Annotated in this window: 11 protein-coding genes; 10 read left to right on the forward strand and 1 reads right to left on the reverse strand. The window is 59.4% G+C overall.

Features of this window, described 5'->3' with window-relative positions; all coding sequences use genetic code 11:
- Nucleotides 1-27 precede the first annotated feature (27 nt).
- The 3 genes from hutH to hutG all read left to right on the forward strand — a co-directional run bounded on the left by hutH (nucleotide 28) and on the right by hutG (nucleotide 3,709).
- Nucleotides 28-1,560, forward strand: coding sequence for a histidine ammonia-lyase (gene hutH, locus ACOYXH_RS27560; RefSeq protein ID WP_460410111.1), 1,533 nt, complete (start codon nucleotides 28-30; stop codon nucleotides 1,558-1,560).
- A 135-nt stretch (nucleotides 1,561-1,695) separates the two neighbouring features.
- Nucleotides 1,696-2,901: an imidazolonepropionase gene (hutI, locus tag ACOYXH_RS27565; RefSeq protein WP_258709116.1), complete on the forward strand. Its 1,206-nt coding sequence runs from the start codon at nucleotides 1,696-1,698 to the stop codon at nucleotides 2,899-2,901.
- A gap of 10 nt (nucleotides 2,902-2,911) precedes the next feature.
- Nucleotides 2,912-3,709 carry an N-formylglutamate deformylase gene (gene hutG, locus ACOYXH_RS27570; RefSeq protein ID WP_460410112.1) on the forward strand — a complete coding sequence of 266 codons (798 nt, stop codon included), beginning with the start codon at nucleotides 2,912-2,914 and terminating at the stop codon, nucleotides 3,707-3,709.
- Between the two features lie 90 nt (nucleotides 3,710-3,799).
- Here hutG and ACOYXH_RS27575 read toward each other — a convergent pair whose 3' ends face one another.
- Entirely contained in the window at nucleotides 3,800-4,318 is a 519-nt protein-coding gene (locus tag ACOYXH_RS27575) for a hypothetical protein (RefSeq protein WP_095047189.1), read from the reverse strand.
- Between the two features lie 346 nt (nucleotides 4,319-4,664).
- Between ACOYXH_RS27575 and pip the strand changes: the two genes are divergently transcribed.
- The 7 genes from pip (at nucleotide 4,665) to ACOYXH_RS27610 (ending at nucleotide 13,767) form a co-directional block, all read left to right on the forward strand.
- Nucleotides 4,665-5,636, forward strand: coding sequence for a prolyl aminopeptidase (pip, locus tag ACOYXH_RS27580; RefSeq protein WP_008080611.1), 972 nt, complete (start codon nucleotides 4,665-4,667; stop codon nucleotides 5,634-5,636).
- Complete coding sequence (gene dtd / locus ACOYXH_RS27585) at nucleotides 5,633-6,070, forward strand: D-aminoacyl-tRNA deacylase (RefSeq protein ID WP_007909321.1); 438 nt, start codon at nucleotides 5,633-5,635, stop codon at nucleotides 6,068-6,070. The genes pip and dtd overlap by 4 nt, the downstream gene beginning before the upstream one ends.
- Nucleotides 6,071-6,420: 350 nt before the next feature.
- Complete coding sequence (locus ACOYXH_RS27590; RefSeq protein ID WP_176471276.1) at nucleotides 6,421-8,205, forward strand: glucan biosynthesis protein G; 1,785 nt, start codon at nucleotides 6,421-6,423, stop codon at nucleotides 8,203-8,205.
- Nucleotides 8,198-10,768, forward strand: coding sequence for a glucans biosynthesis glucosyltransferase MdoH (mdoH, locus tag ACOYXH_RS27595; protein ID WP_320413775.1), 2,571 nt, complete (start codon nucleotides 8,198-8,200; stop codon nucleotides 10,766-10,768). The genes ACOYXH_RS27590 and mdoH overlap by 8 nt, the downstream gene beginning before the upstream one ends.
- A gap of 376 nt (nucleotides 10,769-11,144) precedes the next feature.
- Nucleotides 11,145-11,942 carry a transporter substrate-binding domain-containing protein gene (locus ACOYXH_RS27600; protein WP_034152980.1) on the forward strand — a complete coding sequence of 266 codons (798 nt, stop codon included), beginning with the start codon at nucleotides 11,145-11,147 and terminating at the stop codon, nucleotides 11,940-11,942.
- 138 nt (nucleotides 11,943-12,080) lie between these two features.
- Nucleotides 12,081-13,040 carry an amino acid ABC transporter permease gene (locus ACOYXH_RS27605; RefSeq protein ID WP_150794142.1) on the forward strand — a complete coding sequence of 320 codons (960 nt, stop codon included), beginning with the start codon at nucleotides 12,081-12,083 and terminating at the stop codon, nucleotides 13,038-13,040.
- Nucleotides 13,033-13,767: an amino acid ABC transporter ATP-binding protein gene (locus ACOYXH_RS27610; protein ID WP_460410113.1), complete on the forward strand. Its 735-nt coding sequence runs from the start codon at nucleotides 13,033-13,035 to the stop codon at nucleotides 13,765-13,767. The genes ACOYXH_RS27605 and ACOYXH_RS27610 overlap by 8 nt, the downstream gene beginning before the upstream one ends.
- Nucleotides 13,768-13,770: the final 3 nt, after the last annotated feature.

Raw genomic sequence — 13,770 nt, forward strand, 5'->3', positions numbered from 1 at the left:
ATAACAAACTCTCAAAAGGAGCACAAAATGACTGCGCTGAACCTGATTCCCGGCCAACTGAGCCTGGCCCAACTGCGTGACGTCTACCAGAACCCGGTCAAGCTGACTCTCGACAACAGCGCCTCGGCACAGATCGAAGCCAGCGTCGCCTGCGTCGAGCAGATCCTCGCCGAGAATCGCCCCGCGTACGGCATCAACACTGGTTTCGGCTTGCTCGCTTCGACGCGCATCGCCAGCGAAGACCTGGAAAACCTCCAGCGCTCGTTGGTGTTGTCCCACGCTGCGGGTGTCGGTCAGCCGATCAGCGACGAACTGGTGCGGCTGATCATGGTGCTCAAGGTCAACAGCCTCAGCCGTGGTTTCTCCGGCATCCGCCGCGTAGTGATTGATGCGCTGATCGCCCTGATCAATGCCGAGGTCTATCCGCACATTCCACTGAAAGGTTCGGTAGGTGCATCGGGTGACCTCGCGCCATTGGCGCATATGTCGCTGGTGCTGCTGGGTGAAGGCAAGGCGCGCTACAAGGGTGAGTGGATGGAAGCCACCGAAGCGCTGAAAGTGGCTGGCCTGACGCCGCTGACGCTGGCGGCGAAAGAAGGTCTGGCGCTGCTTAACGGTACTCAGGTTTCTACCGCGTTTGCTCTGCGTGGTTTGTTCGAAGGTGAGGACCTGTTTGCCGGCGCGCTCGCGCTGGGCGGTCTGACGGTTGAAGCGGTATTGGGTTCGCGTTCGCCGTTCGATGCACGCATTCACGCCGCACGTGGCCAGAAAGGTCAGATCGACGCTGCTGCCGCTTACCGCGATCTGCTCGGTGAGCGCAGCGAAGTCTCTGACTCGCACCAGAACTGCGAGAAGGTTCAGGATCCATATTCGCTGCGTTGCCAGCCGCAAGTCATGGGCGCTTGCCTGACGCAGTTTCGTCAGGCTGCTGAAGTGCTGGCCGTCGAAGCCAACGCCGTATCGGATAACCCGCTGGTCTTCGCCGCTGAAGGCGATGTGATTTCCGGCGGCAACTTCCACGCCGAACCGGTGGCCATGGCTGCTGACAACATGGCCCTGGCCATCGCCGAAATCGGCTCGCTGAGCGAACGGCGCATCTCGCTGATGATGGACAAGCACATGTCGCAACTGCCGCCGTTCCTCGTCGCCAATGGTGGGGTGAACTCCGGCTTCATGATTGCCCAGGTGACTGCGGCAGCATTGGCCAGCGAGAACAAGGCGCTGTCCCATCCGCACTCGGTCGACAGCCTGCCGACCTCGGCCAACCAGGAAGACCATGTGTCGATGGCCCCGGCGGCCGGCAAGCGTCTGTGGGAAATGGCTGAAAACACTCGCGGGATTCTCGCGGTGGAATGGCTAGCGGCGGTGCAGGGTCTGGATCTGCGTAACGGTCTGAAGACCTCGGCGAAGCTGGAGCAGGCGCGGGCGATTTTGCGTAAGGAAGTGCCGTTCTATGAGAAGGACCGGTTTTTTGCTCCGGACATCAATGCGGCGACTGAACTGTTGGCTTCGAGGTGTTTGACTGAGCTGGTTTCGGCAAAGCTTTTGCCTAGCCTTTAACCCTACACACTGATCGTTCCCACGCTCTGCGTGGGAATGCCTCAAGGGACGCTCCGCGTCCAGTGACGCGGAGCGTCACGGCTGCATTCCCACGCAGAGCGTGGGAACGATCACCAACCCCAACGGAGGCCAACAGTGAAAACCCTCTGGCAACACTGCCACGTCGCAACCATGGCGCAAGGCGTCTACTCGATCATCGAGGATGCGGCCATCGTGACGTCCGGTGCGCACATCGAGTGGATCGGCCCGCGCAATCAATTGCCGTCCGGCGAATACCCGGCGGTCAACGACTTGCAAGGCGCATGGGTCACCCCCGGTCTGATCGACTGCCACACCCACACGGTGTTCGGTGGTAACCGCAGTGGCGAATTTGAAAAGCGACTGCAAGGCGTCAGCTACGCGGAAATCGCGGCGGCGGGCGGCGGCATCGCCAGCACCGTGCGCGCGACGCGTGAAGCGACGGAAGACGAGTTGTTCGCCAGCGCCGCCAAACGCCTGAAAAGCCTGATGCGCGACGGCGTGACCACGGTCGAAATGAAATCGGGCTACGGCCTCGATCTGGCCAATGAACGCAAGATCCTCCGGGTCATCCGGCGCTTGGCCAAAGAGTTGCCGATCAGCGTGCGCAGCACCTGCCTCGCCGCCCACGCGTTGCCACCGGAGTACAAGGATCGCGCCGACGATTACATCGATCTGATCTGCACTCAGATGCTGCCAGCGTTGGCCGCCGAAGGTCTGGTCGATGCCGTAGATGCCTTCTGCGAATACCTGGCGTTCTCCCCTGAACAGGTCGAGCGTGTGTTCATCGCCGCGCAAAAACTCGGCCTGCCAGTGAAGCTGCATGCCGAACAGCTGTCATCGCTGCACGGCTCAAGCCTCGCCGCGCGATACAAGGCGTTGTCTGCCGATCACCTGGAGTTCATGGACGAGGCTGACGCCATTGCCATGGCCAAATCCGACACCGTCGCGGTGCTGTTGCCGGGCGCGTTCTACTTCCTGCGTGAAACCCAGTTGCCGCCGATGGACGCCTTGCGCAAGCACAAGGTGAAAATCGCCATCGCCAGCGATCTCAACCCCGGCACCTCGCCGGCGCTGTCGCTGCGCCTGATGCTGAACATGGCCTGCACTTGCTTCCGCATGACCCCGGAAGAAGCCCTGGCCGGCGCGACCATTCACGCCGCACAAGCGCTGGGCATGGCCGACACCCACGGTTCGCTGGAAGTCGGCAAGGTCGCGGACTTTGTTGCCTGGCAAATCGATCGCCCGGCGGATCTGGCCTATTGGCTCGGTGGTGATCTGGATAAACGCGTCGTGCGTCACGGCGTCGAATCAAATCTGTAGGAGGGCGGTTGTGGATAAGGTTCTGAACTTCAAACAAGGTCGCGTGCCGCTGCTGATCAGCATGCCGCATGCCGGTGTGCGCCTGACCCCGGCGGTGGAGGCCGGACTCATCCCGGACGCGAAAAGCCTGCCGGACACTGACTGGCATATCCCCCAGCTTTACGACTTTGCTGAAGAACTGGGCGCCAGCACCTTGGCCGCCGAGTATTCGCGTTTTGTGATTGACCTGAATCGTCCGTCCGACGACAAACCGCTGTACGCCGGTGCCACCACCGGTCTGCACCCTGCGACGCTGTTCGATGGCATCCCGTTGTTCCGTGAAGGCCATGAGCCGTCGAAAGAGGAACGCGCAATCTACCTGGAGCAGATCTGGACGCCTTACCACCGCACGCTTCAGGAAGAACTGGCGCGATTGAAAGCCGAATTCGGCTACGCGCTGCTGTTCGACGCGCACTCGATCCGCTCGATCATCCCGCACCTGTTCGACGGCAAACTACCGGACTTCAACCTCGGCACCTTCAATGGCGCCAGTTGTGATCCGCAATTGGCCACGCAACTTGAAGCGATCTGCGCGCTTCACGACCAATACAGCCACGTGCTCAACGGACGCTTCAAGGGCGGCCACATCACCCGTCACTACGGCAACCCGGCCGAGAACATCCACGCCGTGCAACTGGAGTTGTGCCAGAGCACCTACATGGAAGAGTTCGAGCCGTTCCGCTATCGCGCCGATCTGGCCGAGCCGACGCGGGTGGTGCTCAAGGAGCTTTTGCAAGGCCTGCTAAATTGGGGGAAAGGCACCTGTTGATCCAATGTGTAATGATCGCGCGCAAAAGCGCGATCATTATTCCACTGCCGAATGAGGGGGCGGGACTACAGCAAATACCGACCTTGTATTTTAAATAACATGTGCGGCGGCGTTCCTGATATTGAATTCACCTTTTATAGTGTGCTGTGTGTTATCCGGGTTTTTTACAATAAAACTAAAGGACCCCATGTAGAACTTGCTATCGGGGGTTTGGGAATAGGTAAGTTCACCTTCAGTTCCAGGTGAGTCGAGGATGGAATCAAAGTCATCATCCTGATCGTCCGGGCTGTCTTTGAGTATGTAGTAGCCTGCGCTGTCTTCCTTGAAGTCCGGGAAGGCCAATGCCGGACCCAGAGCGGTCTTGCCGTTGAACGAGTGATCGGCGCTGGCCTTTTTTATATAGAGTAAGAGAGTGTGGATTTCAACGGTGCCGTCCTTTTCATCTTTGGTGTACTCAGATGCCGTGATTGTCCAGCACTTCACACCTGACTCCGTAGTATCATCAGTAATACTTACATTGCTGGCTTTGAATGCTTTCTCTTCCTTTGGATAAATTAGCGTGGCGGTAAAAAACTCTTTGGCAAGGGCTTGGTCGTTTGGCGTATTCATAGGGCATCCATTTTTATCCTGTCAGTTAAAACAGTTGTTGAACGACATGATTAAAGTTGGCTGAGTATGAAGTGTCTACTGATAAGCCTGACAGTTGTTGCGGAGATGGTAATGTGATAGGCGCTGTTGTTTTTATACGCAAAAGATTGGTTTAAGAGAGCTTATAGTTTGAAAGCATTGCTGGCAGACCAGGTCGTCCTGTGCGGACATTATTGTGTCCATTGATTTTCATCGTATTTCGAAGCGCCGAGGACATGCTCATTGACGTAAATCGGGTTTATGATGCCCAACGGCAGAATAATAGAAGTCCCCCCAGGGATGACCTCGACCCCTTACGGAGCGCGCAATGCAGACTTTGTTTCCGCAGATCAAACCTCACGCCCGGCACGATCTGGCTGTCGATGACACCCATACGCTGTACGTCGACGAAAGCGGTTCACCGGAGGGTTTGCCGGTTGTGTTCATCCACGGCGGCCCCGGCGCCGGTTGCGACGCGCAGAGCCGTCGCTATTTCGATCCGAACCTGTATCGCATTGTCACCTTCGACCAGCGCGGTTGCGGACGCTCCACGCCGCACGCCAGCCTGGAAAACAACACCACCTGGGATCTGGTCGCCGACCTTGAGCGCATCCGCAAACACCTAGGCATCGATAAATGGGTGCTGTTTGGCGGTTCGTGGGGGTCGACCTTGGCGCTGGCTTACGCACAAACCCACCCGGAGCGTGTGCACGGTCTGATCCTGCGCGGGATCTTTCTCTGCCGTCCGCAGGAAATCGAATGGTTCTATCAGGCCGGTGCCAGCCGTCTGTTCCCTGATTACTGGCAGGACTACATCGCGCCAATTCCGCTGGACGAGCGCGATGACCTGCTCAGCGCATTCCACAAGCGCCTGACCGGCAACGACCAGATCGCCCAGATGCACGCGGCCAAAGCCTGGTCGACCTGGGAAGGTCGTACTGCAACCCTGCGGCCGAACCCGTTGGTGGTCGATCGCTTCTCCGAACCGCAGCGCGCACTGTCGATTGCGCGGATCGAGTGCCATTACTTCACCAACAATGCCTTCCTTGAGCCGAACCAGCTGATCCGCGACATGGGCAAGATCGCCCATTTGCCGGGTGTGATCATTCACGGTCGTTACGACGTGATTTGCCCGCTCGACAACGCCTGGGAATTGCATCAGGCCTGGCCGAACAGCGAACTGCAGGTGATCCGTGATGCCGGCCACGCGGCCTCTGAACCGGGCATCACCGATGCACTGGTACGCGCCGCGGGCAACATGGCCCGGCGCCTGCTCGACCTGCCGCCTGAAGAAGCATGAAGGGGCTGTTACAGCGCGTACGCGGTGCGCGGGTTGAAGTCGCCGGCGAAGTGGTTGGCGCGGTGGATCACGGTTTGCTGGTGCTGGTGGCGGTCGAACCCGACGACACGCGTACCAGCGCCGACAAACTTCTGCATAAACTGCTTAACTATCGGGTATTCAGTGATGCGGAGGGCAAGATGAACTTGTCCCTCGCCGATGTCGGTGGCGGGTTGCTGCTGGTCTCGCAGTTCACCCTCGCGGCCGACACCAAAAGCGGGTTGCGCCCGAGCTTTTCGACGGCCGCGCCTCCGGCCTTGGGCGAGGAATTGTTCGACTATCTATTAAGCAGTGCGAAACAGGTGCATGGCACTGTGGCATCAGGTAGATTCGGCGCCGATATGCAGGTGCATTTGGTCAACGATGGCCCGGTTACCTTTTTGTTACAGACCTGAAAGCGCTTGAAACACCTTTTTAGGAAATTTCGACTGTTTTTAGGGTGTTTTCGCGATAAATACTTTGTTACCCCTGATGCGTTGTCATGCGGGCTACTAGATAATCGCGCGCACTGGGATCAGCGTTCGCTGATTCATTTTTGACTTAGGTAGAGACTTGTCTGGATCCGATTGGGGAATCATTTTGCCCCAGCGGAGTCGGAACAATGCTCGCCAACTTGGCAAGGGTGCTCTGGAAGGTCGGCTTTTCACTGCCGAAAGCCTCACAGGCACTTCATCTGGCCGTTGGTTTTTTGATCTGTTTTCGGCGAGGGTTGCTCGTGATTGTTAGTCCCTGTAATGCAGCAAAAATGTCTGCCAAACGCATGCGAAGTGCCCTGGTAGCGGGTTCGGCGCTCCTGTGCCTGCTCAGCGCCGGTCAGCTTTGGGCGTTCAATCTTGACGATGTATCGGCCAAGGCCAAAGAGCTGGCCGGGCAGAAGTTCGAAGCCCCGCGCAGCAACCTGCCGAACGAATTCCGCGACATGAAGTTCGCGGACTATCAGAAAATCCGCTTCCTCACCGAAAAGGCTGAGTGGGCTGATCAGAAGACCCCGTTCAAACTGTCCTTTTATCACCAGGGTATGCACTTCGATACACCGGTGAAAATCAACGAAATCACAGCGAACACCGTCGAAGAGATCAAATACGATCCGACCCGATTCGATTTCGGCGACCTGAAATTCGATCCGAAAGCCACCGAACAACTGGGTTATGCCGGTTTCCGTGTGCTGTACCCGATCAACAAGGCCGACAAGCAAGACGAAATCATGACCATGCTCGGCGCGAGTTACTTCCGCGTTGTCGGCAAGGGCCACACCTACGGCCTCTCGGCCCGTGGCCTGGCGATTGATACCGCGCTGCCGTCGGGTGAAGAGTTCCCACGTTTTCGCGAGTTCTGGATTCAACAGCCGAAGCCGGGTGACAAGCACCTGGTGATCTTCGCCCTGCTGGATTCGCCGCGTGCTACCGGTGCCTACCGTCTGATCCTGCGTCCGGGCAGCGACACCATTGTCGACGTCAAGGCGCAGATGTTCCTGCGTGACAAGGTCGGTAAACTGGGTATCGCACCGCTGACCAGCATGTTCCTGTTCGGTGCCAACCAGCCGTCGAAAGTCCTCAACTACCGTCGTGAACTGCACGACTCCAGCGGTCTGTCGATCCATGCCGGTAACGGCGAGTGGATCTGGCGTCCACTGAACAACCCGAAACACCTGGCCGTAAGCAACTTCAGCGTCGAGAACCTGCGTGGCTTCGGTCTGCTGCAGCGTGGTCGCGACTTCAGCCACTACGAAGACCTCGATGACCGCTACGACAAGCGCCCAAGCGCCTGGATCGAGCCGAAGGGCGAGTGGGGCAAAGGCACCGTTGATCTGGTAGAAATTCCGACCGCCGACGAAACCAACGACAACATCGTTGCGTTCTGGAGCCCGGAAAAAATGCCCGAGCCGGGCCAGCCACTGGACTTCGCCTACCGGATGCACTGGACTATGGACGAAGCGGCGATTCACGCGCCGGACAGCGCCTGGGTATCGCAGACTCTGCGTTCGACCGGTGACGTCAAACAGTCGAACCTGATCCGTCAGCCGGATGGCAGCGTTGCCTACTTGGTCGACTTCGAAGGTCCATCGCTGGCGGCCTTGGCACCGGATGCCGACGTGCGTAGTCAGGTCAGTGTCGGCGACAACGCCGAACTGGTTGAAAACAGCGTGCGCTACAACCCGGAAACCAAAGGCTGGCGCTTGACGCTGCGCATGAAGATCAAGGACGCGAGCAAGTCGACCGAGATGCGTGCCGCTCTGGTGCAGCCAATCGTCACGGCCGATCTGGCCAAGTCTTCGGTGCCGGCGTCCAACTCGTCCGTTGCCAAGGCCGACAAGGTTGCCGCCAAGCAACAAGAGAAAATCGACAAGGAAGCCAAAGCCGCCGAGGCCAAACAGGCCGACGCCAAGCCAGCTGCAGATGCCAAGGACAAGGCCAACAAAGACGCCAAGCAGCCTGTTGCTGCCGACGCGGCCCCAGCCACACCGGAATCGGCACCGACTGAAGAAGTCCTGACCGAGACCTGGAGCTATCAGTTGCCTGCCGATGAGTAACTCTCAAGTACAGCCAGAGACTCTGTCCGAGTATCTGGCGCATCTGCCGATGACCGACGAGCAGCGCGCGGAACTCGCGGGCTGCCAGTCGTTCAGCGAGCTGCATGAACGCCTGTCGTCCGCGACGTTCGACGCCCCTGCCGAAGCCGCCCAGGCTTCGGTGGGCAAGCGCCTGACCCTGAGCACCGCCGAAGAACTTGAAGACGCGGAGATGCTGGTGCTCGACGCCAGCGGTCGCGTCAGCCTGAAGGCAACGCCGCCGATCCGTCGGACCAAAGTCGTGCCGGAGCCATGGCGTACCAATATTCTGGTGCGTGGCTGGCGCCGCATGACCGGTCGCACCAACCCGCCGCAGCCGCCGAAAGACGAAAACGTCCTGCCGGCCGCGCGCTGGCGCACCGTTGGTTCGATTCGTCGCTACATTCTGTTGCTGCTGATGCTCGGCCAGACCATCGTCGCCGGCTGGTACATGAAAGGCATCATGCCGTACCAGGGCTGGTCGTTCGTTGATCTCGAAGAAGTCCTGCATCAACCGCTGCTGCAAACCGCCACGCAAGTGCTGCCGTATGCGCTGCAAACCAGCATCCTGATTCTGTTCGGGATTCTGTTCTGCTGGGTATCGGCGGGTTTCTGGACGGCGTTGATGGGCTTCCTCGAGTTGCTCACCGGTCACGATAAATACCGTATCTCCGGCAAAAGCGCCGGCAACGAGCCGATTGCCAAAGACGCGCGTACCGCGCTGGTGATGCCGATCTGCAACGAAGACGTACCGCGCGTATTCGCCGGTCTGCGCGCAACGTTCGAGTCGGTCGCTGCCACCGGTGATCTGGATCGTTTCGACTTCTTCGTCCTCAGTGACAGTAACGACACCGACATTTGCGTGGCCGAGCAACAGGCTTGGCTGGACGTCTGCCGCGAGGCCAAAGGCTTCGGCAAGATCTTCTATCGCCGTCGTCGCCGTCGTGTGAAACGCAAGAGCGGCAACCTTGACGACTTCTGCCGTCGTTGGGGCGGTGACTATAAGTACATGGTCGTGCTCGACGCCGACTCGGTAATGAGCGGCGAGTGCCTGACCAGTCTGGTGCGCTTGATGGAAGCCACGCCGGACGCAGGGATCATCCAGACCGCGCCGCGTGCGTCGGGCATGGACACCCTGTATGCGCGTATGCAGCAGTTCGCCACCCGCGTTTACGGCCCGCTGTTCACCGCCGGTCTGCACTTCTGGCAGTTGGGTGAATCCCATTACTGGGGTCACAACGCGATCATCCGCATGAAGCCGTTTATCGACCACTGCGCCCTGGCGCCGTTGCCGGGTAAAGGTGCGTTCTCCGGTGCGATTCTGTCTCACGACTTCGTTGAAGCCGCGCTGATGCGCCGTGCCGGTTGGGGCGTGTGGATTGCCTACGACCTGCCGGGCAGCTACGAAGAACTGCCGCCGAACCTGCTCGACGAACTTAAGCGTGACCGTCGCTGGTGCCACGGCAACCTGATGAATTTCCGCCTGTTCCTGGTTAAAGGCATGCACCCGGTGCACCGTGCGGTGTTCCTGACGGGCGTAATGTCGTACCTGTCGGCGCCGTTGTGGTTCTTCTTCCTGGTGTTGTCGACCGCGCTGCTGGCGGTGAACACGCTGATGGAGCCGCAGTACTTCCTCGAACCGCGTCAGCTCTATCCGCTGTGGCCACAATGGCACCCGGACAAGGCGATCGCGCTGTTCTCGACGACCATCGTGCTGCTGTTCCTGCCGAAACTGTTGAGCATCATTCTGATCTGGGCCAAGGGCGCGAAAGAGTTCGGCGGCAAGTTCAAAGTGACCCTGTCGATGCTGCTGGAGATGTTGTTCTCCATGCTGCTGGCGCCGGTGCGGATGATTTTCCACACCCGTTTCGTCCTCGCCGCGTTCCTTGGCTGGGCCGCGACCTGGAACTCGCCGCAGCGTGATGACGACTCGACGCCTTGGAGCGAAGCGGTCAAACGCCACGGCCCGCAGACCCTGTTGGGCTTCTGCTGGGCGCTGCTGGTGATCTGGTTGAACCCGAGCTTCCTCTGGTGGCTGGTGCCGATCGTCGGTTCGCTGATGCTGTCGATCCCGGTGTCGGTGATCTCCAGCCGTGTCGGTCTGGGCCTGAAGTCCCGTGACGAGAGCCTGTTCCTCATCCCTGAGGAATACAATCCACCGCAGGCGCTGCTGGCCACTGATCAGTACACCCACGAAAATCGTTACCACGCCCTCAACGACGGCTTTGTCCGCGCGGTGGTCGATCCACAGCAGAACGCTTTGGCGTGCTCGCTGGCGACCTCCCGTCACGGTCAGGCCGAGCCGATCGAGTGGTTGCGTCAGGAACGTGTGCGCCACGCGATCAAGGTTGGCCCGGCCGGGCTGAACAACCATGATCGTCTGCAACTGCTCAGCGACCCTGTAGCGCTGGCGCGTCTGCACGAGCAGGTTTGGGCTGAAGGTCACGCCGAGTGGCTGGATGCATGGCGCGCGTCGGTGAAAGCCGATCCGCATGCGCCGTTGCTGCCGCTGCGACCGGTGAGCTTGCAGGCTCAGCCGGCCTGATGAAAAAACCCCGCTGATTCAGCGGGGTTTTTTTATGGCCGCCGAAATCCCCTCACCCCAGCCCTCTCCCAGAGGGAGAGGGGGCCGACCGAGGTGTCTGGCGCTATCCGTCGACCTGAAGCATCGAGTCGATTATGGATTCGGCAAATCCGATTCAGGTCGGCGTACCTCTGAAGCATCCCCCGATCGGCCCCCTCTCCCTCGGGGAGAGGGCTGGGGTGAGGGTCTGCTCTTGATTGTTAAACAAATCGTCCATTAAACCTTGTGCAAAAAAACGAGTGCGTTAGCATCCGTCCCCGAATTGGCGCACCCGGGCTTTTTTGCCCGTCACTGTTGGTTTTCGCGCCGCAAACGCAATGGTTTTGGGGACTTGAAGATGAAGAAGTATCTGTCGATGCTGCTGGTCGGCGTCACGGCACTGGTTGCAGTCAATGCGGCGCAGGCCGGTGCGATCGATGACGCGGTCAAGCGCGGCACGTTGAAAGTCGGTATGGATCCGACCTACATGCCGTTCGAAATGACCAACAAGCGCGGCGAAATCATCGGCTTCGAAGTCGATATCCTCAAAGCCATGTCCAAGGCCATGGGCGTCAAGCTGGAACTGGTTTCCACCGGTTACGACGGCATCATCCCGGCGCTGATGACCGACAAGTTCGACATGATCGGTAGCGGCATGACCCTGACTCAGGAACGCAACCTGCGCCTGAACTTCAGCGAACCGTTCATCGTGGTCGGCCAGACCCTGCTGATCCGCAAGGAACTGGAAGGCACCATCAAGTCCTACAAAGACCTGAACACAGCAGACTACCGCATCACCTCCAAGCTCGGCACCACCGGCGAAATGGTCGCCAAGAAGCTGATCTCCAAAGCCAAGTACCACGGCTACGACAACGAGCAGGAAGCCGTGCTTGACGTGGTCAACGGCAAGGCTGACGCCTTTATCTATGACGCCCCGTACAACGTCGTTGCGGTGACCAAGGTCGGCGCCGGCAAACTGGTGTTCCTCGACAAACCGTTCACCTACGAGCCATTGGCGTTCGGTTTGAAGAAAGGTGACTACGACAGCCTCAACTTCATCAACAACTTCCTGCACCAGATCCACGAAGACGGCACCTACGATCGCATCCATGACAAGTGGTTCAAGAGCACCGAGTGGCTCAAGGACATGGAATAACGCGCATCCGCTGATCGTTCCCACGCTCCGCGTGGGAACGCATCCTGTGACGCTCCGCGTCACGAACAGGCAGGGACGCAGAGCGTCCCGAGCGGCATTCCCACGCAGAGCGTGGGAACGATCATCCGAGAACCTGCAATGAAACAGAAAAAAGCCCAATGGCCCTGGCACGTCCTCACCGTGCTGGTGCTGGTCGGCCTGGCGGGCGCGTTGTATTACGCGACGTCGCTGATGTCCTACGAATGGCGCTGGAACCGTGTGCCGCAGTACTTCGCCTATCAGGCCGAGGAAACCCAGCGTGCCACCGACATCTCCACCGTCACCGAACTGGTGCGCAAGGGCAGCAGCGCGCAAGTCACCCTGCGCAACGACGCCGGTGACGAGCAGCACCTGACTGTCGACGAGAACAGCCTGCAATTCGCTCAGGGCGACGATGTCGCCGAAGGCGACGTCGTGGGCGTGACTCGGCATTGGGCAGCAGGCCCGCTGTTGTGGGGGCTGTGGACCACGCTTTGGCTGTCAGTGGTTTCCGGTGTCCTGGGTTTGCTGATCGGTCTGGTCACCGGCCTCTGTCGGCTGTCGAACAACCCGACCCTGCGCGACCTCTCGACGATCTACGTCGAACTGGTGCGCGGTACGCCGTTGCTGGTGCAGATCTTCATTTTCTACTTCTTCATCGGCACGGTGATGAACCTGTCCCGCGAGTTCGCCGGGATCGCCGCGCTGTCGCTGTTCACTGGCGCCTACGTGGCGGAGATCATCCGCTCCGGCGTGCAATCGATTGCCCGTGGCCAGAATGAAGCGGCGCGCTCGCTCGGTCTGAGTGCCGGTCAATCGATGCGTCACGTGGTGTTGCCGCAAGCGCTGAAACGAGTGCTGCCGCCGCTGGCCGGGCAATTCATCAGTCTGGTCAAGGACACCTCGCTGGTGTCGGTGATCGCCATCACCGAACTGTTAAAAAGCGGCCGCGAGGTCATCACCACCTCGTTCTCGCCGTTCGAGATTTTGTTCTGCGTCGCCGGTCTGTACCTGTTGATCAACCTGCCGCTGTCGAAAATCGCCAGCCGGCTTGAGCGGAGGCTCGCGCAAAGTGATTGAAGTCCGCGATCTGGTAAAAGTCTTCGACACCCGTGGGCAAGTGGTGCGCGCGGTGGATAACGTCAGCACCACGGTCGCCAAAGGCGAAGTGCTGGTGGTGATCGGCCCGTCGGGTTCCGGCAAGTCGACCTTCCTGCGTTGCCTCAATGGCCTGGAACAATTCGATTCCGGCTCGGTGAGCATCGACGGCCTGCAATTGGCCGACCCGAAAACCGACGTCAACGCCTACCGCCGCGAAGTCGGCATGGTGTTCCAGCATTTCAACCTGTTCCCGCACATGACCGTGCTGGAAAACCTCTGTCTGGCGCAGAAAGTCGTGCGCAAGCGCGGCAAGCAAGAGCGCGAAGCCAAGGCGATGGAGTTGCTGCAAAAGGTCGGGATTGCGCAGAAGACCAACGAATTTCCGTCACGCCTGTCCGGTGGTCAGCAACAGCGCGTGGCGATTGCCCGAGCGCTGGCGATGGAGCCGAAGGTCATGCTGTTCGATGAGCCAACCTCGGCGCTCGACCCGGAAATGGTCGGCGAGGTGCTGGATGTGATGAAGAACCTGGCCGTGGAAGGCATGACCATGGTCTGCGTGACCCACGAAATGGGCTTTGCCCGGGAAGTGGCGGATCGGGTGTTGTTTTTCGATCACGGCAAGCTGCTGGAAGATGCTGCGCCGGCTGAATTCTTTGATGCGCCGAAGGATCCGCGTGCGCAGGCCTTCTTGCGTCAGGTCTTGTAGTAC

The sequence above is a fragment of the Pseudomonas sp. Mb7 genome, from assembly GCF_054790525.1.